This is a genomic window from Enterobacter sp. MGH 37 (assembly GCF_000534515.1).
Classification (GTDB): domain Bacteria; phylum Pseudomonadota; class Gammaproteobacteria; order Enterobacterales; family Enterobacteriaceae; genus Enterobacter; species Enterobacter kobei.
Genome location: NZ_KI973205.1, coordinates 1,221,537 through 1,241,986 on the forward strand (window position 1 = coordinate 1,221,537; position 20,450 = coordinate 1,241,986).

A 20,450-nucleotide genomic window follows, 5' to 3' on the forward strand; every position below is an offset into this window, starting at 1 on the left:
TGAGTGGTCGTCAGAACGTGGTGGGGGTGTGGGCACTGATAATGCGGCAGATGCCTGCCGAGGTATTGCTGAAGCTGTGCGGTATGCCGGTATTAATGGCATAGCTTTGCCCCGCAACCAGGTGATAAGGCTGGCCATTAATGGTCAGCACTATTTCACCTTCCAGTATCGTACCGATCTCCTCACCCTGATGTTTGATCCTCTCTCCGGTCGTGGTTCCAGGCTGGTAAGTTTCAAAAATCATCGCCAGCGTACGGTTCGGATTTCCGTTGTGAACCAGCTTCATCGAAACCCCCTGACTGCCTATTTCGATAAGGTCTTCCTGATTAATAACCACCTGCGGTTCATCAGGTTTTTCCGGTTCCGAAAAGAATTCCGAGAGCGACAGCCCATAGACTTTCAGCAGCTTCTGAAGCGTACTGATGGCAGGACTGACTTTATCCTGCTCGATGGTGCTGATGGCACTGTGTGTTAACCCAGACAGTTCGGCGGCACGCCGCTGCGAGAGACCCAGTTGCTGGCGGATCTCAGACAGACGTTTCCCTGGCGCCAGTCCGTCATCGCTCATAGTTGCATTTCCTTTACGGTAGTGGTCAAAGTCGTTGCTTCTCGGCAATGTGGCTTTGACAGGCGGTGATAAAACCTTCAAACAACATACGTGACAGGGCGTACTCGCTGCTGTTCCATTCGGGGTGCCATTGCACGCCGAGGGCAAAAGGATGGTCATGCACGCTGACCGCTTCAACCAGCCCGTCCGTCGAGCGGGCCTCCACGCGAAGCCGTGGTCCTAACGTTCGTGCACCTTGCCCGTGTAACGAGTTTACCCAAAATGTGTTACAGCCTGGTATTAATTGAGACAGCAGTCCTCCCTCCTGAACCTGAACTTCATGAGACGGGGCGTATTGTAGCTCAACCGGCAGTTCAGGATCTTCCCGGTGCTCAAGCAGGTCATTCTGCTCGAACAGGCGACGATACAGCGTCCCTCCCGTCGCAACAACCAGTTCCTGCAGCCCCCGGCAGATGGCGAAAATGGGGATGCGCCTTTCGAGCGCGGCGGCAATCAGCGCCATACTCAGAAGATCACGCCCGGGATCGGCGTCAGGCTCATCGCCGTTTTCACCATAAAGGTGCGGCTGCACGTTACTTGGGCTGCCCGGCAGGTAAATCCCGTCCAGGGTTGGCAGCAGAGTGGTAAGCAACTCTGGCTCTGCCAGCGCATGCGGTAAGGCAATGGGTAAGCCCCCCGCATTGATAATGGCATTCAGGTACTTTTCTTGCAGGGTCTGGGTCTCATGACCCTTAAGCCTGTTTCTGCACATCACCACGCCAATGACTGGCTTGTTCATTATATTTTCCATGATCGCCCTCACAAAGTGGACTAAATTTAGGCCAGTTTCACCTGTAAAACGGCCTTTTCGTTCAATATTTTCTCAATCTAGCAACGAGATCTGCCTTTTGCAAACTTAATTTAACATTTGACAAACAATTTATTTGCATACAGATTCGATAGGGTGGACATTATATTTGACAGTCCTGAGCAGCGAACGCAAATCCCAAAAACGGTGGTAAATCATGGAAACCAATATCGTAGAAGTTGAGAACTTTGTTCACTACACGGATGAGAGGCGGGGCAGCGCCTTTACGCAGGAGGTGAAGCGCTATTTAGAACAGTATCCGAACACCCAGTTTATCGATGTCCTCCTGACCGATTTGAACGGCTGTTTTCGCGGTAAACGTATTCCGGTTGCCGGACTGAACAAACTCGAAAAAGGCTGCTATTTCCCGGCGTCGGTGTTCGCCATGGATATTCTGGGTAACGTGGTGGAAGAGGCGGGCCTGGGGCAGGAGCTCGGCGAGCCTGACTGTGTTTGTGTGCCGGTGCCGGGCACCCTGACACCGTCCGCCGCGGACCCGGAATACATTGGTCAGGTGCAGCTCACCATGGTCGATGAAGATGGCGCTCCCTTTGACGTTGAGCCGCGGAACGTACTCAACCGGCTCTGGCAGCAGTTGCGCCAGCGCGGTCTGTTCCCCGTGGTAGCGGTAGAGCTGGAGTTCTATTTACTTGATCGGAATCGCGATGCCGAGGGTTATCTGCAGCCACCCTGCGCGCCGGGCACCGACGTGCGTAACACGCAAAGCCAGGTCTACTCGGTTGATAATCTCAACCACTTTGCTGACGTGCTGAACGATATTGATGAGCTGGCGCAGCTGCAGTTGATCCCCGCCGATGGCGCAGTGGCTGAGGCCTCGCCGGGTCAGTTTGAAATTAACCTGCACCATACGGAAAACGTGCTGGATGCCTGTGATGATGCGCTGGCGCTAAAACGTCTCGTCAGGCAGATGGCAGAAAAACATAAGATGCACGCCACGTTTATGGCGAAGCCGTATGAAGAGCATGCGGGCAGCGGGATGCATATCCACATCAGTATGCAAAACAACAGAGGCGAAAACGTGCTCGCGGACGCCAGCGGCGAGGATTCCGCGCTGCTGAAACGCGCGCTGGCCGGGATGATCGATCTGATGCCAGCGTCCATGGCGCTGCTGGCACCGAACGTCAACTCGTACCGCCGTTTCCAGCCGGGAATGTATGTGCCGACGCAGGCGTCGTGGGGACACAACAACCGCACGGTTGCCCTGCGTATTCCCTGCGGCGATCGCCATAACCATCGTGTCGAATACCGGGTGGCAGGGGCAGACGCGAATCCGTATCTGGTGATGGCGGCGATTTTTGCCGGCATTCTGCACGGGCTGGATAACGATTTACCGCTGCAGGAAGAGGTTGAAGGCAATGGTCTGGAGCAGGACGGACTGCCGTTCCCGATTCGTCAGAGTGATGCGCTGTGGGAGTTTATGCAAAACGATCGCCTCCGCGAGCGGCTGGGCGAGCGTTTCTGCCACGTGTATCACGCCTGCAAAAATGATGAATTACTGCAGTTTGAACGCCTGATTACTGAAACAGAAATCGAGTGGATGCTGAAAAACGCCTGATAACGCGCCCCGGTAAGGGGCCGCTTTGTTTCATCTCATACGTATCACCATACGGCCTGCGCGGAGCCTGGCCGAACTGTTCGCTGGCACGCCAGCTATCTCCCGGGAGTCGCGTTATGGAGCGCAGGCGGCACAGGGACTTTCTTAACGACACTGTGTGACGAGGTAGGAAATGATGCAGATGTTCAACTATCCGCAGGGCGAAGGGGGCCAGTCAGGCTTCCATGGTGAATGCGAGCCAGAGACGGTGCGCTGGTACGGTCGCGTTTGTTCTTCACAACTTCCCCCTTTGCTAAGCAGGTTTGCGTTAAGGTCAACGCGATTGCAAACCACGGTAAGCATGGGGGGGACGGTGTATGGCGACTAACACGTCTCTTGACGCGCCGGGCATGGCCGGCAGAACCCGACTGCGCAGTTCTCTTAAGCTCTGGCAGGTGGTGATGATGGGGCTGGCTTACCTCACCCCCATGACCGTGTTTGATACCTTCGGTATTGTGTCCGGTATCAGCAACGGCCACGTGCCCGCCTCGTATCTCCTGGCGCTGGCTGGCGTCATGTTTACCGCCATCAGCTACGGTAAACTGGTACGGCAGTTCCCGGAAGCGGGCTCCGCGTATACCTACACGCAGAAATCGATTGGACCCCACGTGGGCTTTATGGTCGGCTGGTCATCGTTGCTGGACTATCTCTTCCTGCCGATGATCAACGTGCTGCTGGCGAAGATCTACCTTTCCGCGATGTTCCCTGAGGTCCCGCCGTGGGTCTGGGTGGTGGGGTTTGTGACGATCCTGACGCTGGCGAATCTGAAGAGTGTTAACCTGGTCGCCAACTTTAATACCCTGTTTGTGCTGGTGCAGGTCGCGATTATGGTGGTGTTTGTCATCCTCGTGGTGCATGGCTTGCACAAGGGAGAAGGGGTCGGCACCGTCTGGTCGCTCCAGCCGTTTATCAGCGAGAACGCACATCTGATCCCTATTATTACCGGCGCGACCATCGTCTGCTTCTCTTTCCTCGGCTTTGATGCGGTTACCACGCTATCGGAAGAGACGCCAAACGCGGCACGGGTCATTCCCAAAGCCATTTTCCTGACCGCGCTGTACGGCGGGCTGATATTCATTATTGCCTCGTTCTTCATGCAGCTCTTTTTCCCGACCATCGCGCGCTTCAAGAACCCGGATGCCGCGCTGCCGGAAATCGCACTGTACGTGGGCGGTAAGCTCTTCCAGTCGGTGTTTTTATGTACCACCTTTGTCAATACGCTGGCTTCGGGTCTGGCCTCGCACGCCAGCGTCTCGCGGTTATTGTATGTGATGGGGCGTGACAACGTCTTTCCGGAGCGGGTGTTTGGTTATGTACATCCGAAATGGCGTACCCCGGCCCTGAACGTCATTATGGTGGGGATAGTGGCCCTGTCGGCGCTGTACTTTGACCTGGTGACCGCAACGGCGCTGATCAACTTTGGCGCGCTGGTGGCGTTTACGTTTGTTAACCTCTCGGTGTACAACCATTTCTGGCGGCGTAAGGGGCTGAACAAAACGTGGAAAGATCGTTTCCACTATCTCCTGCTGCCGCTTATTGGGGCGGTAACGGTCGGCGTGCTGTGGATAAACCTCGAAGCGACGTCCCTGACGCTTGGCCTCATCTGGGCGGCACTGGGGATCCTTTACCTGACATGGCTAACGCGCCGTTTCCGAAAACCGCCTCCGCAGTTTGAAGCCGGTAAGATAGAGCAGGCCTGGGATTCCTGAACGATAAACGGCACCAGTACGCTGGTGCCGTTTAGGTCGCTAGTGCGTCTTACCGGACATCAGCCCGCACGTTTATTATCTCAACCGTTGATGAAGACTTGCCCCCACCAGCAGCGCGGCACAAAGCATCAGGGCGATAAACCCGCCCACGCCGTTCCAGCCGTAGTGATGCCAGAACACGCCGCCCAGCGTCCCGGCGATGCTGGATCCCAGGTAATAGCTAAACAGGTACAGCGACGATGCCTGTCCTTTGGCTCGACGCGCGCGCGGGCCAATCCAGCTGCTGGCGACCGAGTGCGCGGCGAAGAACCCGGCGGAGAAGAGCAGCATCCCGGCAAAAATCAGCCACAGTGAGGAGAAGAGCGTCAGCAGCAGGCCGAGCAGCATTACCGCTGTGAAGACCAGCATGACCGGCCCGCGGCCGAAGCGTGCGGTCATCGCCCCGGCTTTCGGCGAACTCCACGTGCCGGTGAGATAAGCCACAGAAAGCAAACCGACCACGGCCTGATTCAGATGCCACGGCGAAAGCATCAGGCGATAGCCAATATAGTTAAACAACGTGACGAATGACCCCATCAGCAGGAAGCCCATCAGGAAAAGGCGCGGCAACCCTTTATCACGCCAGTGCAAACGGAAGTTAATAAACAGCGTTTTCGGGCGCAGAGAAATCGGGCGGAAATGGCGTGATTCCGGCAGGATTTTCCAGAACATCAGTGCAGATGCCAGCGCGAAACACCCGATAACCGCCAGCGCAATACGCCAGCTAAAGAAGTCCGTAAAGACCCCGCTCAGCAGACGCCCACTCATGCCGCCAATTGAATTCCCGCTGATGTACAACCCCATCGAAAAGGCAACGAAGCTCGGATGGATCTCTTCGCTGAGATAGGTCATCCCGACCGCGGCCACGCCGCTGAGCGACAGCCCGATCAGCGCGCGCATCACCAGAATGCCGTGCCAGCTGGTCATCATGGTCGAGAGCAACGTACAGACCGAGGCCAGCATCAGGGCAGTGACCATCACCGGTTTACGGCCAATGGCGTCGGACAAAGGGCCGGTAAAGAGCAGGCCAATTGCCAGCATCGCGGTTGAAATCGAGAGCGAAACGCTGCTGCTGGCGGGCGATACGCCAAACTCATGGGAGAGAACGGGGAGGATCGGCTGAACGCAGTAGAGCAGGGCAAACGTGGCCAGACCGGCCGAAAAGAGCGCCAGGGTAACGCGCATAAATTGGGGAGTACCACGTTTAATGAACTGGACCGGCTGCGATGCTACGGGTAAATCATTGATATCGCTTGCCGGAGAGATATCAATGGAGGTTGTACGACTCACACAGTTTCCTTGCTTAAACATCCCCGTGATTTCGGGTGACGGGTATGACCACACGATCAGGGTAGGAAAATGTAAATATTCTGTCTAATATATTAATTATCTCAAATGATACTTTAAAAATATGAATATCGAACTGCGTCATCTTCGCTACTTTGTCGCCGTTGCTGAGGAGCTGCATTTTGGCCGCGCGGCGGCACGGCTGAATATCTCTCAGCCCCCGTTAAGCCAGCAGATTCAAATCCTCGAACAGCAGGTGGGCGCGCGCCTTCTGGCCCGCACCAACCGCAGCGTGAGCCTGACGGCGGCGGGTAAGCAGTTTCTGACCGACAGCCGACAAATCCTGAGCATGGTTGATGACGCCGCCGCCCGTGCAGAGCGGCTTTACCTCGGAGAAGCCGGTGAGCTGCGAATCGGGTTTACGTCGTCCGCGCCCTTTATCAGCGCCGTCTCCCAGACGCTTTCCTCATTCCGCCGCCATTTCCCGGATGTGCATATTCAGACGTGCGAAATTAATACCCGCGAGCAAATTGCACCGCTGAATGAAGGCGCACTGGATTTGGGGTTGATGCGGAATACGCAGCTGCCGGACACGCTGGCGTGGCAGGTGATTCTGCATGAACCCCTGATGGCTATGATCCCCCTTGACCACCCGCTGGCCTCGCGTCCGGCGGTATCGCTGGCAGAGCTGGCAAAAGAACCCTTTGTCTTTTTTGATCCTCAGGTCGGAACGGGCCTGTATGACGACATTCTGGGACTGATGCGTCGCTACGATCTTGCCCCGGTTATCACCCAGGAGGTGGGCGAGGCGATGACCATTATTGGGCTGGTTGCCGCCGGACTGGGGGTCTCTATTCTTCCGGCCTCCTTTAAACGGGTACAACTGCGCGAAATGCGCTGGGTTCCCATCGCCGAAGAGGATGCCGTTTCCGAGATGTGGCTGGTCTGGTCAAAACATCGTGAACAGAGCCACGCCGCGCAGCGCTTCAAACAGCAGTTAATCAGCGCTTCAGGTGGGCAAAACCGGTAGGGAAAAGGGATAAAAATGTGCGGTAAATCACAGAGCTAAGTAAATATTTGACGACAGCTATGGAAGTGCTTCACCATAGCCCAAAGTTTATTTCGAAGCTCGAAAATAAGGGAGTACGAGGTGGTTGCTGATAGTCAGCCAGGGCACATTGATCAGATTAAGCAGACCAACGCTGGCGCGGTATACCGCCTGATTGATCAGCTTGGTCCGGTTTCGCGTATCGATCTTTCGCGCCTGGCACAGCTGGCACCTGCCAGTATCACCAAGATTGTCCGTGAAATGCTGGAAGCGCACCTGGTCCAGGAGACGGAAATTCAGGAGCCGGGCAGCCGTGGCCGTCCGGCGGTCGGGCTGGTGGTTGAGACGGAAGCATGGCATTACCTGTCACTGCGCATCAGTCGCGGGGAGATCTTCCTCGCGCTGCGCGATCTGAGCAGCAAACTGGTGGTGGAGGATCGGCTTGAGCTGCCGCTCAACGCGGAACAATCGCTCCTCGATGCCATTGTCTCCCATATCGATAACTTCTTTATCCGCCATCAGCAGCGGCTGGAACGCTTAACGGCAATCGCCATCACCATGCCGGGCATTATTGATACCGAAAACGGCATCGTGCACCGCATGCCGTTTTACGACGATGTCAAAGAGATGCCGCTGGGAGAGGTGCTGAAAAACCATACCGGCGTGCCGGTCTATATTCAGCATGACATCAGTGCCTGGACCATGGCGGAGGCCCTGTTTGGCGCGTCGCGCGGTGCGCGTGATGTGATTCAGGTGGTGATCGACCATAACGTTGGGGCGGGTGTCATCACCGACGGGCGTCTTCTTCACGCCGGGAGCAGCAGCCTGGTGGAAATCGGGCACACTCAGGTCGACCCGTACGGGAAGCGCTGCTACTGCGGGAACCATGGCTGCCTGGAGACTATTGCCAGTGTAGAAAGCGTGCTGGAGCTGGCGCAGGTCAGGCTCAGCCAGTCCATGAGCTCCTCGCTGCATGGCCAACCCTTAACGGTCGATTCCCTCTGCGCCGCCGCGCGTCAGGGAGATTTGCTGGCGAAGGATATTATTACCGGGGTGGGGAATAACGTTGGCCGCATCCTGGCGATTATGGTGAACCTCTTTAACCCGCAAAAAATCCTGATTGGCTCCCCGCTCAGCCAGGCAGCGGAGATCCTCTTTCCGGCGATCTCGGCCTGTATCCATCAGCAGTCGCTTCCCGCCTACAGTAAGAATATTGCGGTGGAAAGCACCCAATTCTCTAACCAGGGCACCATGGCAGGTGCGGCGCTGGTCAAAGATGCCATGTATAACGGCTCGCTGCTTATCCGCCTGTTACAGGGTTAACTCTTTTCCGCAGATGTACGAAAAATTGCGCTATCTCAAGCCGGGTAGCGCACGCATCCCGTAGACTTCCTCCACTGAATTATTTACCTGGTTTATATTTTCGAAGCATACCCAAGAGGTGGAGTGAGTCATGCTTAAGCGTTTCTTTGTTACTGGTACAGATACCTCTGTCGGCAAGACCGTCGTATCCCGCGCATTGCTGCAGGCGCTTGCAGCAAGCGGTAAACGCGTGGCAGGGTACAAACCGGTCGCAAAAGGGAGTAAAGAGACGCCAGAGGGATTGCGTAATAAAGACGCCCTGGTGCTGCAAAGCGTCTCGTCGCTGGAACTGCCTTATCAGGCGGTCAATCCCATTGCCTTAAGCGAAGAGGAGAGCAGCGTGGCGCACAGCGGTCTGATTAATTATCCCCTGCTGTCCGACGGGCTGGCGAACCTGAGCGAGAAGGTTGATCACGTGGTGGTCGAAGGGACGGGCGGCTGGCGCAGCCTGATGAATGATTTGCGTCCGCTCTCTGAGTGGGTCGTCCAGGAACAGCTTCCGGTGGTGATGGTGGTGGGTATCCAGGAAGGGTGCATCAACCATGCGCTACTGACAGCGCAGGCGATTGCCAATGACGGCCTGCCGCTGGTGGGCTGGGTGGCAAACCGTATCAACCCGGGCCTGGCGCACTACGCGGAGATCATCGACGTGCTGAGCGCCAAACTGCCTGGGCCGCTGGTGGGTGAGCTGCCTTATCTGCCTCGTGCCGAGCAGCGCGAGTTAGCGCAGTACATCGATCTCTCTGCCCTCGGCGGCGTGTTGGCCGTAGATCGAGTCGTGGCGTAACGTCCGCGACAGAACGGACGCCACCACACAGGCGACCAGTAAACCGGGCAGTAAAACATACTGTCCGGTCATTTCACAGACCATTAGCGCCGACATAATGGGCGCATGCGTGGTCGCAGCAAGTAGCGTTGCCATTCCCGCCAGTCCCAGCAATATTGCCGTCTCAGAACCCGGTAACCACAGCGCGAAAAGCTGCGCAAACAGCATCCCCGTCGCCATGCCGACAAACAGCGTGGGCGTAAACACGCCGCCCGGTGCACCCGAACCGCTGCTGGCCAGTACCGCCAGCAATTTACAGATAAACACTCCGGCAATCACCGACAGCAGCGGCGGGGCGAGCAGAAAAGCCTGAACCACGCTGAAGCCATTCCCCCATACCTTCGGCGTGAGGAGGGACAGCAGCCCGACGATCAACCCCCCCAGCGCCAGCTGCCACGGCGGCGAAAGTTTGAGACGCAGAAACAGTCCGTGGCTAAACGTCATCAGCCACATCAACAGGGGGCCGCAAAGACCTGCCAGCAGACCCATGGCGACCAGCAGGGCATAATCTGTCGCGGTCAGTATGCCGCTCAGATGGACTTCATAGAGCGTGCTGGCGCCGGGTGCCAGCACGCGGGTGGTCAGAAGCGCCACCACCGCCGCAATAACCACGGGGCCGAGTGAGGCCAGCATGAGCGTGCCAAACAGAATCTCTGCAATAAACAGGCTTCCGGCTAAGGGGGCATGATAAGCGCTGGACATCCCGGCCGCGGCACCACAGGCGATCCAGAGCTTCCATTCGGATTTGGGCGTAAAACGGCGAGCGAAAAAGGAGGCGGCGAGAGCGGCAAGCAGGATCATGGCCCCTTCGCGCCCGATGGCGCTTCCGCTGGCGACGACCAGCAGCGACGCCAGGGATTTTACAAGGCTGGCACCGTAATCAAACTGGCCGTCCCCGGTCTCCAGCGCCTCCATGTAATCGGTTGGTGCGTGAGGCCGCTGGGCGGTCAGTCGTTGCCATCCCCAGAGCAGTACCCCGGCGGCCAGCCCACCCAGCGCAGGCGTCAGCGCGCGCCGCCAGGACGAGAGCGATGCGGCGGCATTCACCAGGCTACCGCTGTCGTTGCTGAGAAGCAGCCACTCCAGCAGGTACATGCTGTGACGAAACACCGCAACGGCCAGCGCCGCCAGCACGCCGGTGACGGTGGCAATCAACAGTCGGCGAAACATCGCCCGGATGTCGGGGTAAGCATGAAGACGTTGCATGGGTCGCGATTACAGGGGAACGATACAATATTGTGGCGGGAAATCGCGGGGTTAGCAAAAGGTATGCGTGCGAAAGCGCCGGGCGAGGCCCGGCCAGAAGGGTTAACTGTCGCTATGAATATTCAGTGCCCGACGCGTACGCCCGGAACTCAGGTACTCGGCAATATAGTCCTGCGAAATCTCACCGTTGTAACGCCCGTCCTCATCGACGATCGGCATCCAGCTGGTATTGCTTTCATACAGACGTGACAACACGACGCGCAGGTTGTCTTCCGCCTTGCCGGTCATGCGGAACGGATGCAGGATGTCGGCACAGGTACCGCTGGCGTTGCGCGCTTCGCGACGTTTCACAAAGCCGAGCGGTTTTCCGTGCTCGTCGACCACGGTAATTGCGCGAATGTCATTGTCGTCCATCGTGGCGAAGGCTTCAGGAAGCGGCGTAGCGCTCCGCGCCGTAATGGTCGGCTGCTGGTCGGTGACGTCGCCTGCGGAGACCAGCAGCAGCCGCTTCAGCGTCCTGTCCTGGCCAACAAACGAGCCGACAAATTCATTGGCCGGTTTTGCCAGCAGTTCATCCGGGCTGGCACACTGCACGATTTTCCCCTGACGGAAGACCGCGATTCGGTCGCCGAGCTTCAGGGCTTCATCAATATCGTGACTGACCAGCATCACCGTTTTCTTCAGCTTGCGCTGCATCTCCAGGAACTGGTTCTGGATCACCTCGCGATTGATGGGGTCCACCGCGCCGAACGGTTCATCCATCAGCAGTACCGGAGGATCCGCCGCCAGGGCGCGGATGACGCCGATACGCTGCTGCTGGCCGCCGGACATCTCGCGCGGATAGCGGCTAAGAAACTTACGCGGATCCATTGCCACCATATCCATCAGCTCTTCGGCGCGGGTTTTGCAGCGCGCTTTATCCCAGCCCAGCATGCGCGGTACAACGGTGATGTTCTCTTCGATAGTCATGTTCGGGAACAGGCCAATCTGCTGGATCACGTAGCCAATATTGCGGCGCAGGGTCACCGTGTCCATCCCGCTGGTGTCTTCACCGTTAATGAGGATTGTTCCGCTGCTGGGTGTGATAAGGCGGTTAATCATCTTCAGGGTCGTGGTTTTCCCGCAGCCGGACGGGCCGAGCAGGACACACATTTCCCCTTCGGGGACGTTCAGGTTGACGTTATCGACGGCCTTAAAGGTCTGGCCATGCTTCTGTGAAAAGTGTTTGGTGAGGTTTTCCAGTTTTATCATTATCGAATCCCCTTTGGAGTCAAAACCACCTGCAAACGGTGCAGCAGCCAGTCGAGCACAATAGCTAAAAGACAAATCATCAGCGCGCCCGCAATCAACATGCGAATATCACTTCCGCCAATACCGTTGAGCAGCAGCAGGCCCAGGCCACCCGCGCCGATTACCGCGGCAATCGCCATCACGCCAATATTCATGACGACGGCGGTACGGATCCCACCGAAAATTACCGGCAGCGCCATCGGGATTTCCACCCAGCGCAGACGCTGCCAGAAGGTCATGCCGATGCCCCGTCCGGCTTCACGCAGCCCCGGCGGCAGGCTGTCGAGCGCCGTATGGGTGTTACGTACAATCGGCAGCAGCGAGTAGAGAAACACCGCCGTAATCGCGGGCAGGGCGCCGATACCCTGACCGATCAGCGAAAAGAGCGGGATCATCAGACCAAACAGGGCGATGGACGGAATGGTCAGCACGATGGTAGCGATGCCCAGTACTGGCGTTGCCAGCCATTTATGACGGACAATCAGAACGCCCAGCGGGACGCCGATGAGGATGGCTAAACCCACGGCCAGCGCCACCAGCCACAGGTGCTGCAGCGTCAGGGTTAACAGATAGTCCCAGTTATCCAGGATGTAGTGAACGGTATCCATAGCGCCTCCTACAGCAACTGTTTGCTACGCAGGAAATCACGGGCGACCTGCTGCGGTGACTGATGGTCGATATCCACCTTCTTGTTCAGGTCGGTGATAACGTCGTTGTTGAGCTGGGCGGAGAGGGTATTGAGCGCCTCTTCCAGACCCGGATTAGCCTCCAGCGTGTCTTTACGCACCACCGGAGTGACCGCATAGCTCGGGAAGAAGCCTTTATCATCTTCCAGCACCTTCAGGTCAAAGCCCTTCACGCGCCCGTCGGTGGTGTAAATCAGACCGGCGTCGACAAAGCCGTCGCGCACCGCGTTATAGACCAGTCCCGGGTCCATCTGACGGATCTGCGGGCGGTCCAGCGTCATGTTATAGGCGGCCTGCAGCGGCTTCATGCCGTCGCTGCGCCCGGCAAATTCCAGGTCCAGGCCCAGCAGCCAGTTTTTGTCCGGGTTGGTTTGACGGATCTGCTCAATCTTCGCCACCATCTCTGACATGGTGTTGATGTGTTCCGCCTCGGCGCGCTTGCGCTGCATGGCGAAAGCATAGGTATTGTTCATGTCAGCGGGCTTAAGCCATACCAGACCGTGCTTTGCGTCCAGGCGTTTCACCGTCTCGTAAGACTCCTGCGGCGACATGCGTTTGTTGATGTGGTTAAAGATGATTAATGACGTGCCGGTGTACTCCCAGGTCATATCGATCTGTTTGTTGATCATCGCGTTACGGGAAATCACCGTGGCGATATTGGTTTGCGGCTGTACATGGAATCCTTTCTTCTGTAAATACTGCACGGTCATTGCCGAGAGAATATGCTGCTCGGTAAAGCTTTTGGTTGCCAGGATCAGCGGGGCTGCCATTGCCTGGCTGGTGAAGAGCGCCGCGGCGCACAGCGCCGTCAGGCCGGAAAACAGTCTCATAAAAGCTCCTTGTTATTGTTATTGAGCGAGATGGGGGCTCATCACGCGACCCAGCGCCGCCAGCAGGGTGTCGAGGATCAGGGCGAACAGGGCGGTGGCCGCCGCGCCGAGGATCAGGGTCGGAAAATCGTTCAGGTAGATGCCGGGGAAAATCAGCTCACCGTAGCTGCTGGCACCAATCAGGAAGGCCAGCGGCGCGGTACCGACGTTGATGGCGGTGGCGATGCGGATCCCGGAGAGCATGACGGGCCAGGCGTTGGGCAATTCAACCTGAAGCAGACGCTGCCATTTGGTCATCCCGATCCCGTTTGCGGCTTCAAGTAACGATGCCGGAACGGAACACAGTCCCGTGTAGGTATTGCGCACAATGGGCAGCAGCGAAGCAAGAAACAGCGCGATGATGGCGGGCGTATCGCCGATGCCAATCACCACCATCGCCAGGGCCAGCACGGCCAGCGGTGGCAGCGTGTTACCCACGTTGAAAATTTGCATCACATATTCGGCGATACCCCGCGCGGCCGGGCGGCTCAGCAGGATACCGGCCGGAATACCGACCAGCAGGGCAAAAAACATCGACGAGAAAACCAGTATCATGTGCTGTTGCCCGAGATAAATCAGGTCAACCTGACGCGCCTTGATTGTCTCAAGTCCGATCCCCCAGATGAGAAGGGCAAGAACCACGATAATCGCGCCAACAAACAGCAGCGAACGTTTGAGTAATGGGTGCATTGCGGTGTGTCTCCCTGTGCGCATGCGTTATAGCAACCACCGGTTGCCTGTTGTTATGCCATGTTTCGGCAGGGGTAATTGACCTATAGCAAGCGTTTGGGAAGGGTTCCAGCGAAGGGGGAAAATCAGTAACCCTATGAAAAGCGTGACAACCTTAAGTCAGGCCTTATGGCGTAAGGGCTGAATATGGCGCAGGCAGAATAGTCCTAAAGCGCAGCCCATAAAGTGACAGGGTCACGTATCACGGTGTTCCTGTCACCCTGCCTGAGAGCTTTATCTGCTGAGTAGGGGGCGTACACGGCGAACACGCACTGAGATACTGATAATCGATACGGTCGCGACAACGGAGAGCATCAACCCGAGCGCCAGCATGGCGTTGAAGCCAACCCATCTGAAGAGCAGTAACCCGGCGATACCCCCGGTAATGAACGAGAAAAGGGTGGTTAAGTGGGTTTTCAACTGACTTTTTTGTGCCGCGGTATCTTTGGAGTAATCCCTGCGAAGCATGGCAACCGTGACGGAGGCCAGGGAAATTCCCGCGTCCGTCAGCGTGCCGGTAATGTGCGTCGATCTCACCCGTCCGCCGGAAAGCTGTGTGGAGGTTGAATTATGAATGCCCATCAGACAGCACAGGAAAATAATAATCTCGCGGTTGCTGGTGAGCGCATGGAAATACATCTCGTAGAGAGATACGCCGGTTAATAATATCCCTTCGACAAAAAGGATTTGGCAAAAAACCAGCCTGACGTTATGGATAATGCCCCATATCACGATAAGACGCGCAAGGATTGCACCCGCCACAAAGGAGAGAATAATCGAGCCAAAGAAAATGATATCGCTCAGATCGGTGGAGGAGACTTCGCTGGATAATTGTGAGGTGTTGCCGGTCATATGAGAGGGGAAAAAGCCAAAGGCCCCAAGGGCAATGGCGTTGAGCAAACCTGCTGAGGTCGCCAGCCAGAGAGCAAGCCGGCGATCCTCCTGGTGCGTTCGTTCTTTCTTGAGTTTAATCAGCAAGAATACCTCCGGGGTGAGCTTTGCCTGAATAATCAGGCTAGCAAAGCGTGTCGACGGGCTGTCCAGGATATTGCTTAATTATTATTCCCTCTGGCGACGTTGAGGGTTTAGTAATTAAATAAAATATCCTTACGAAAAGTATTCCAAACTGAAACCTCACGCTACGCCGTTATTTCCATGAGGCGCTTTCGCGGAGGCGTGAAAGCATAAACGTCAACGCAGCTGCACAAAGCAGCACTATGCCGCTCAGGGCAAACGTGCTCTGCCAGCCGAGGCGATCAAACACCATACCGCCCGCCGTTGAACCCAGTGCAATGGCGAGCTGGATCACCGCGACCATTAACCCTCCGCCCGCTTCGGCATCCTCCGGTAGCGTTCGGGCGACCCACGCCCACCAGCCCGTCGGTGCTGCCGTCGCCAGCATTCCCCACAAGCCTGACAGCAGGGCAACAATCCACACGTTATGCCCGGTCAAAATCAACGCGCCAGCGATGGCGGCCATCAGCAGTGGAATCGCTATTAACGTCAGGTAAAACGCTGCGTTCAGAACCAGAGTAACGAGAAGGGTGCCAACAAATCCGGCAATGCCGATGGCGAGCAAAATCAGCGATAGCCCGGAGGCGCTGACGTGCGTGACGGTCTCGAGAAATGGGCGCACATAGGTAAACAGCGCAAACTGTCCCATAAAGAACAGGCTGCAGGCTATCAGACCGACGGATACGACAGGCTGGCGAAATAGCCGAAAGACGCCTTCACCTGACGCACCGTTTTTACGCCCGCTCATATTTGGCAGGCTAACGTACTGCCACAGGAATGCGGCGATTGCCACGGGCACCAGACAAAGGAAGGCACCGCGCCAGCCAATGGTTGCACCCAGGTAGCTGCCTAGCGGGGCGGCCACGACCGTTGCCAGCGCGTTACCACCGTTGAAAATAGCCAGCGCGCGCGTGACCTGACGATTGGGAACCAGGCGAATAGCCGTTGCTGCCGACATGGACCAGAACCCGCCGATGGCGATACCGATCAGCGCGCGACCGGTCATATACGTCTGATAGTTCTTGGCGAAGGCAATAATGAGCCCCGAGAGCGCCATCAGTATCGTCATGCCCAGCAGAAGGTGTTTACGATTCATATTCCCGGCAAGCCGGGAGAGGAAGAGGCTGGTCAGTACCGCCAGCGCGCCGGAGATAGCAATGCCCTGGCCTGCAAGCCCCTCCGTCACGCCTAAATCTGCGGCAAGCGGGGTGAGCAGGCTCACGGGCATAAATTCCGAGGCAATCAGGACGAATACGCAAAGGGTCATGGCAAAAATGCCTCCCCAGTACGCATGTTCCTCATGCTGTGAAGTGGTGTGGTTTAATGTGGACATCGTCTGATTTCGCGAAGAGAGCCGCCCGTCGAAACGGGCAGCAGGGAGGTTTATTTCAGGCTGTTTTTAAAGAATTGTTCAAACTGAGCGAATGGGATCTTCCCGGCAGCATTGTCGTAGAGATCGACATGGTTGGCGCCCGGGACAATCACCAGTTCTTTCTGCTTGCTGCCGACCGCGTTAAACGCATCTTCGGCGAAATAACGGGAGTGCGCCTTTTCGCCGGTCACGATAAGCGTCGGGATAGCGATCTCTCCGGCATAGCTCAGCAGCGGCATGTTCATGAACGAGAGCGGCATAGTTGCCGTCCATGCGCCGGTTGAGTTGACGGAACGCGCGTGGAAGCCACGCGGCATGCGGTAGTAGTCATAAAACTCTTTCAGCACCGGATTCGGGTTGGCGGGCAAGGCTTCTGGCAGAATACGTTCTGACGCGGTCACTTTGCCGTTCTCGTCAACATAAATGTCATGGCCGCCCTGTGCAAAGGTGCCGTTCCCGGCATCCTTCCAGCGCTGTTCATTCAGGTACTGCAGCACAGCATGGCGATCTGCCGAAGAATAACGATCTTTGCCGTCGCCTACGCCGTGACCCATCGCCCGGCTCATGTCATACATTACGCTGGTGGCGACAGCTTTGATGCGCGTATCCATGGATGCCGCATTCAGCGCCATACCGCCCCAGCCGCAGATCCCAAGGATGCCAATGCGGTTACGGTCGACCTCTTTCTGCACGCCCAGGAAATCAACCGCGGCGCTAAAGTCTTCGGTGTTGACGTCCGGTGACGCGACGTTGCGCGGCTGACCGCCACTTTCGCCCGTCCAGGAAGGGTCGAACGCCAGGGTTACAAACCCTTTTTCCGCCAGGGTCTGCGCGTAGAGACCGCTGGACTGTTCTTTGACCGCGCCAAATGGCCCGCTAACGGCAATCGCGGCCAGCTTACGGTCGCCACGGTTTTTAGGAAGATAGAGATCGCCTACCAGGGTAATACCGTAACGGTTCTGGAAGGAGACCTTACGGTGCTCAACCCGGTCACTTTTGGCAAAGGTTTTGTCCCAGGTTGTGACCATCGAGACGGGGGCGTTAGGATTGGTGGCTTCTGCATAACTCATGGTTGTCACTCCACTTAATGATGCGCATAGCAGCATCGCAACAGACAGTTTTTGGGTGAATGTTTTCATGTATCGATACCCTGCGGTGTTGTGTTGCGGCCATTATAGTTAGCAGAATGAGTGCTGATTAGAGGCCATAATCTGCTAGAATTAATATCAAATTGTTATGAATTGCGGGGCGTAATGGCGAAGCGAGAAAACTACAATGAGCTGTATCTGTTTATGCAGGTGGTGCGGGAGGGAAGTTTCACCGCGGCTGCGCAGCGGCTTGGGCTGGCGCAATCCGGGGTGAGCCGCTCGGTGCGCGAGCTGGAGGAGCGGTTGGGCGTCCAGCTTCTCGTTCGCACCACGCGTAAGCTGTCGTTAACCCACGCCGGAGAGCAGCTCTATCAGACAGCCGAATCCGCGTTCGATGCACTTGATTCGGGTCTGGCGACCCTCGCACATTATCGTCAGACACCGTCCGGCACGGTGCGCATTAACGCCAGTCAGCACGCCATCGACAAATGCCTGCTGCCAAAGCTCGCCATTTTTAAACAGCGTTACCCGGATATCAGGCTGGAACTCATAAATGAAAGCCGCTTCGTCGACATCATCACCGAGCGGTTTGATGCGGGTGTCAGGCTGGGAGCTGAGGTCAGTCAGGGAATGATTGCGGTGCGCATCACTCCCGATATGGAAATGGCCGTAGTGGCTGCACCGGGGCACTTCAGGCGTTACGGCTTTCCCCAGACGCCAGCTGATTTAGTGGCGCATCCCTGTATTGCCTATCAGTTTGCTGATGGAAGTGATTATCAGTGGGAACTGGTCGAGGACGGGAAAAAAATCACCCATCGGCCAGAGGGGCAGTGGGCATTGTCAGACAGCTATATGGAAGCCGAAGCCGCCCGTCTTGGGCTTGGGCTGGCTTATGTTCCGCTTGAGCTGGTGGCTGATGATCTTGAAAAAGGAACGCTTATCCGCGTATTGCAGCGCTATAGCCTGCGCATGGACGGGCTGTATCTTTATTATCCGCACCGCAACGTGTCGCCGGCTTTGAGGGCCGTTATTGATACGCTGAAAATGTAATTTCTGTGAACGTGTTTTTCTTCGACATGTGAACTGCAGGCCCCTGCTTGCTTAAGTCAGGAAAAAAACTTAGGCTAACGTCAAGATCTGCTTGCTCAACAAAGGCTTAAAAATGGAAAAAATAATCCCGGAATATACGGCTGTTGATTTATCCCGTTGGGCAAGAAAGGAGCATTTTGAGGTATTTCAGGGGTTTGCTCAATCGACGTTTAACCAGACGGTGTTGGTCGATATTACCGTGCTGCTAAGCCATATTAAAAACGTTGGCTGGAAGTTTTATCCGACGATTATTTTTCTCGTTGCTAAAGTCGTTAACCGTCACCCAGAATTCCGTATGGCCATGAAGGACAATGAGCTTGTCATATGGAATGAAATTCATCCAAATTATACGATTTTCCATAATGAAACAGAGACCTTTTCATCATTATGGAGCCATTACGATGGCGATATACAGCACTTTCAGAAAACCTATTCTGAAGACATGGCTCGCTATGGCGATAATCTTGCGTATTGGCCAAAAGAAGAATCCAGGGAAAATATCTTTTTTATATCCGGCATTCCGTGGGTAAGTTTTACGAGCTTTAGCGTTAGCGTGGCTAATATGAAAAACTTTTTTGCCCCTATGTTTACGCTTGGAAAATATTACGAGCAAGAGGGCAGGGTATTATTACCTCTCGCCGTTCAGGTACATCATTCTGTCTGCGATGGTTTCCATGTGGCAAGGTTTTTTAATGAGTTACAAGAGGTCTGCGATGCGTTACCACAGCAGACCGGGCAACAGGAATGATGATGTGGCCATCAGGCCGCTTTAACCGCCCTGATTTTTTTACTGTCAGCTGCACCTGACTCGGTTTTGTCGTCAGCAGGGGTATCAAGAGCCGGGAGCTTACTGGTTCGCAAAATATGCTGCACGGCATCTTTCTGCTCGGCGAGATACAGGCCAAGATCTTCAGCCTGCGTTTCATCCATCTGCATTCCGCTTTGCAAAAGCCAGTCGGTAAACGCCTCTGCCATATCAAGCAGTTTGTCGTGAGCGTCAGCCTCTTTCTTACTGGCAAATGTCATTTTCTCTTCACCTTTTCTTACGACAACATATTTTGTTTCAACAGCCATCACGCACCTCTCATACTGTATTTATGTACAGTATAGCAGAGGCCGGAAAAAGTTGCAGCAAAATGTGCGTTACGTGTGCGCCTGCTGGGTTTCACGGCAGGCCACACTGCGCCGCCATGCGCCTGGAGCCTGGCCATATTGCCGTTTAAAACTGCGGTTGAAGGATTGCTGAGAGTCAAAACCCAACGCGATCGCCACGTTCAGAATCGGTTCGTCGCTGTGGGTTAAGCGCTCAACGGATTTTTGCAGCTTTTGCGCGCGAATGTACCCGGCGAGAGGGTAGCCCGTATGTTCTTTAAACAGTCGCTGAAGGTGCCATTTCGAATAGCCGGAGCGCCTGGCGACGGACTCAATATCCAGACGGCTATCAAGGTTGTTGTCGATCCAGTCGAGTAAATCATGCATAAATGCGCCCGTGTTCATCGGGTTACCTCCACGCAGCCTGTTAAATGGTATCTTTATCTGTTGCATTTAAAGGTGGCGCGTTTTTGCAGCAATTGCAAGTTTTATTGTTGCATTTAAATCCTTACCTGAAACGGGCCTTTTTAACATCCGACCGAATAGCACATAAAGTGCAACAATTATTCTTGCACTTAGTTAAGCGCCTTCCTACAATCGCCGCGAATAGTGTATTCGCAACTGTTACAGTTTTGTGGCGATGAACGACACAAATGGCCTTAAGCCAGCCCGGACAAAGGAAGTGGCGCGGTGCCTCCTGCCGCGTCTTGCCCG

The 20,450-nt window shown here is 55.8% G+C and carries 20 protein-coding genes; 7 read left to right on the forward strand and 13 right to left on the reverse strand.

Annotation, left to right across the window (positions count from 1 at the left end; genetic code table 11):
• Positions 1-10: 10 nt before the first annotated feature.
• A complete protein-coding gene (gene puuR, locus L383_RS17815; protein ID WP_013096835.1) occupies positions 11-568 on the reverse strand; it encodes an HTH-type transcriptional regulator PuuR in 558 nt (185 codons plus the stop codon).
• Between the two features lie 25 nt (positions 569-593).
• Positions 594-1,346, reverse strand: a complete 753-nt coding sequence (gene puuD / locus L383_RS17810; RefSeq protein ID WP_196238017.1) for a gamma-glutamyl-gamma-aminobutyrate hydrolase — start codon at positions 1,344-1,346, stop codon at positions 594-596.
• Positions 1,347-1,572: 226 nt separating this feature from the next.
• On the opposite strand from puuD, the gene L383_RS17805 reads away from it, so the two are divergent.
• A complete protein-coding gene (locus tag L383_RS17805; RefSeq protein ID WP_023330284.1) occupies positions 1,573-2,991 on the forward strand; it encodes a glutamine synthetase family protein in 1,419 nt (472 codons plus the stop codon).
• Positions 2,992-3,347: 356 nt separating this feature from the next.
• Positions 3,348-4,739: an APC family permease gene (locus tag L383_RS17795; protein WP_014883631.1), complete on the forward strand. Its 1,392-nt coding sequence runs from the start codon at positions 3,348-3,350 to the stop codon at positions 4,737-4,739.
• 75 nt (positions 4,740-4,814) lie between these two features.
• On the opposite strand, the gene L383_RS17790 is transcribed toward L383_RS17795, so the two are convergent.
• Positions 4,815-6,068 (reverse strand): MFS transporter, encoded by a 1,254-nt coding sequence (locus tag L383_RS17790; RefSeq protein WP_014883632.1) that lies wholly within the window; start codon positions 6,066-6,068, stop codon positions 4,815-4,817.
• A gap of 121 nt (positions 6,069-6,189) precedes the next feature.
• Here L383_RS17790 and L383_RS17785 point away from each other — a divergent pair, with 121 nt between their 5' ends.
• From L383_RS17785 to bioD, 3 genes are all read left to right on the forward strand, one after another.
• On the forward strand, positions 6,190-7,095 hold the full coding sequence (locus L383_RS17785) for a LysR family transcriptional regulator (protein WP_023330286.1): 906 nt from the start codon (positions 6,190-6,192) through the stop codon (positions 7,093-7,095).
• Positions 7,096-7,215: 120 nt separating this feature from the next.
• The gene (mlc, locus tag L383_RS17780) at positions 7,216-8,436 is read left to right on the forward strand and encodes a sugar metabolism global transcriptional regulator Mlc (RefSeq protein ID WP_023330287.1); all 1,221 of its coding nucleotides are present in this window, start codon (positions 7,216-7,218) and stop codon (positions 8,434-8,436) included.
• Between the two features lie 130 nt (positions 8,437-8,566).
• Entirely contained in the window at positions 8,567-9,262 is a 696-nt protein-coding gene (bioD, locus tag L383_RS17775) for a dethiobiotin synthase (protein ID WP_014883635.1), read from the forward strand.
• Here bioD and clcB read toward each other — a convergent pair.
• The 8 genes from clcB to L383_RS17735 form a co-directional block, all read right to left on the reverse strand.
• Positions 9,197-10,507, reverse strand: a complete 1,311-nt coding sequence (clcB, locus tag L383_RS17770; protein ID WP_023330288.1) for a voltage-gated ClC-type chloride channel ClcB — start codon at positions 10,505-10,507, stop codon at positions 9,197-9,199. The genes bioD and clcB overlap by 66 nt on opposite strands.
• Before the next feature lie 102 nt (positions 10,508-10,609).
• A complete protein-coding gene (gene osmV, locus L383_RS17765) occupies positions 10,610-11,758 on the reverse strand; it encodes an osmoprotectant ABC transporter ATP-binding protein OsmV (RefSeq protein WP_023330289.1) in 1,149 nt (382 codons plus the stop codon).
• Positions 11,758-12,405, reverse strand: coding sequence for an osmoprotectant ABC transporter permease OsmW (gene osmW / locus L383_RS17760; RefSeq protein ID WP_014883638.1), 648 nt, complete (start codon positions 12,403-12,405; stop codon positions 11,758-11,760). Before osmW ends, osmV begins: the two co-directional genes overlap by 1 nt.
• An 8-nt stretch (positions 12,406-12,413) precedes the next feature.
• Positions 12,414-13,313 (reverse strand): osmoprotectant ABC transporter substrate-binding protein OsmX, encoded by a 900-nt coding sequence (gene osmX, locus L383_RS17755; RefSeq protein WP_023330290.1) that lies wholly within the window; start codon positions 13,311-13,313, stop codon positions 12,414-12,416.
• An 18-nt stretch (positions 13,314-13,331) separates the two neighbouring features.
• A complete protein-coding gene (osmY, locus tag L383_RS17750) occupies positions 13,332-14,042 on the reverse strand; it encodes an osmoprotectant ABC transporter permease OsmY (RefSeq protein WP_023330291.1) in 711 nt (236 codons plus the stop codon).
• Positions 14,043-14,315: 273 nt separating this feature from the next.
• Complete coding sequence (locus tag L383_RS17745) at positions 14,316-15,059, reverse strand: YoaK family protein (RefSeq protein WP_014883641.1); 744 nt, start codon at positions 15,057-15,059, stop codon at positions 14,316-14,318.
• A 169-nt stretch (positions 15,060-15,228) separates the two neighbouring features.
• Positions 15,229-16,428 carry an MFS transporter gene (locus L383_RS17740; protein ID WP_032628928.1) on the reverse strand — a complete coding sequence of 400 codons (1,200 nt, stop codon included), beginning with the start codon at positions 16,426-16,428 and terminating at the stop codon, positions 15,229-15,231.
• A gap of 50 nt (positions 16,429-16,478) precedes the next feature.
• Positions 16,479-17,606 (reverse strand): alpha/beta hydrolase, encoded by a 1,128-nt coding sequence (locus L383_RS17735; RefSeq protein ID WP_032628930.1) that lies wholly within the window; start codon positions 17,604-17,606, stop codon positions 16,479-16,481.
• 114 nt (positions 17,607-17,720) lie between these two features.
• Here L383_RS17735 and L383_RS17730 point away from each other — a divergent pair, with 114 nt between their 5' ends.
• Both L383_RS17730 and catA read left to right on the forward strand, forming a co-directional pair.
• Positions 17,721-18,605, forward strand: coding sequence for a LysR family transcriptional regulator (locus tag L383_RS17730; RefSeq protein ID WP_023330294.1), 885 nt, complete (start codon positions 17,721-17,723; stop codon positions 18,603-18,605).
• A 112-nt stretch (positions 18,606-18,717) separates the two neighbouring features.
• Positions 18,718-19,392 (forward strand): type A chloramphenicol O-acetyltransferase, encoded by a 675-nt coding sequence (catA, locus tag L383_RS17725; RefSeq protein ID WP_023330295.1) that lies wholly within the window; start codon positions 18,718-18,720, stop codon positions 19,390-19,392.
• Between the two features lie 11 nt (positions 19,393-19,403).
• Here the strand turns inward: catA and L383_RS17720 are convergent, their stop codons facing one another.
• Together L383_RS17720 and L383_RS17715 are read right to left on the reverse strand one after the other, a co-directional pair.
• Positions 19,404-19,718, reverse strand: a complete 315-nt coding sequence (locus L383_RS17720) for a YebG family protein (protein WP_014883646.1) — start codon at positions 19,716-19,718, stop codon at positions 19,404-19,406.
• Positions 19,719-19,787: 69 nt separating this feature from the next.
• The gene (locus tag L383_RS17715) at positions 19,788-20,141 is read right to left on the reverse strand and encodes a helix-turn-helix domain-containing protein (protein ID WP_014883647.1); all 354 of its coding nucleotides are present in this window, start codon (positions 20,139-20,141) and stop codon (positions 19,788-19,790) included.
• Positions 20,142-20,450 lie beyond the last annotated feature (309 nt).

What these genes read in the sequence shown, in the direction of transcription:
- puuR (WP_013096835.1), bottom strand. Translation starts at nt 568, where the DNA reads ATGAGCGATGACGGACTGGCGCCAGGGAAACGTCTGTCTGAGATCCGC.
- puuD (WP_196238017.1), bottom strand. Translation starts at nt 1,346, where the DNA reads ATGAACAAGCCAGTCATTGGCGTGGTGATGTGCAGAAACAGGCTTAAG.
- L383_RS17805 (WP_023330284.1), top strand. Translation starts at nt 1,573, where the DNA reads ATGGAAACCAATATCGTAGAAGTTGAGAACTTTGTTCACTACACGGAT.
- L383_RS17795 (WP_014883631.1), top strand. Translation starts at nt 3,348, where the DNA reads ATGGCGACTAACACGTCTCTTGACGCGCCGGGCATGGCCGGCAGAACC.
- L383_RS17785 (WP_023330286.1), top strand. Translation starts at nt 6,190, where the DNA reads ATGAATATCGAACTGCGTCATCTTCGCTACTTTGTCGCCGTTGCTGAG.
- bioD (WP_014883635.1), top strand. Translation starts at nt 8,567, where the DNA reads ATGCTTAAGCGTTTCTTTGTTACTGGTACAGATACCTCTGTCGGCAAG.
- clcB (WP_023330288.1), bottom strand. Translation starts at nt 10,507, where the DNA reads ATGCAACGTCTTCATGCTTACCCCGACATCCGGGCGATGTTTCGCCGA.
- osmV (WP_023330289.1), bottom strand. Translation starts at nt 11,758, where the DNA reads ATGATAAAACTGGAAAACCTCACCAAACACTTTTCACAGAAGCATGGC.
- osmW (WP_014883638.1), bottom strand. Translation starts at nt 12,405, where the DNA reads ATGGATACCGTTCACTACATCCTGGATAACTGGGACTATCTGTTAACC.
- osmX (WP_023330290.1), bottom strand. Translation starts at nt 13,313, where the DNA reads ATGAGACTGTTTTCCGGCCTGACGGCGCTGTGCGCCGCGGCGCTCTTC.
- osmY (WP_023330291.1), bottom strand. Translation starts at nt 14,042, where the DNA reads ATGCACCCATTACTCAAACGTTCGCTGCTGTTTGTTGGCGCGATTATC.
- L383_RS17740 (WP_032628928.1), bottom strand. Translation starts at nt 16,428, where the DNA reads ATGTCCACATTAAACCACACCACTTCACAGCATGAGGAACATGCGTAC.
- L383_RS17735 (WP_032628930.1), bottom strand. Translation starts at nt 17,606, where the DNA reads ATGAAAACATTCACCCAAAAACTGTCTGTTGCGATGCTGCTATGCGCA.
- L383_RS17730 (WP_023330294.1), top strand. Translation starts at nt 17,721, where the DNA reads ATGGCGAAGCGAGAAAACTACAATGAGCTGTATCTGTTTATGCAGGTG.
- catA (WP_023330295.1), top strand. Translation starts at nt 18,718, where the DNA reads ATGGAAAAAATAATCCCGGAATATACGGCTGTTGATTTATCCCGTTGG.
- L383_RS17720 (WP_014883646.1), bottom strand. Translation starts at nt 19,718, where the DNA reads ATGGCTGTTGAAACAAAATATGTTGTCGTAAGAAAAGGTGAAGAGAAA.
- L383_RS17715 (WP_014883647.1), bottom strand. Translation starts at nt 20,141, where the DNA reads ATGAACACGGGCGCATTTATGCATGATTTACTCGACTGGATCGACAAC.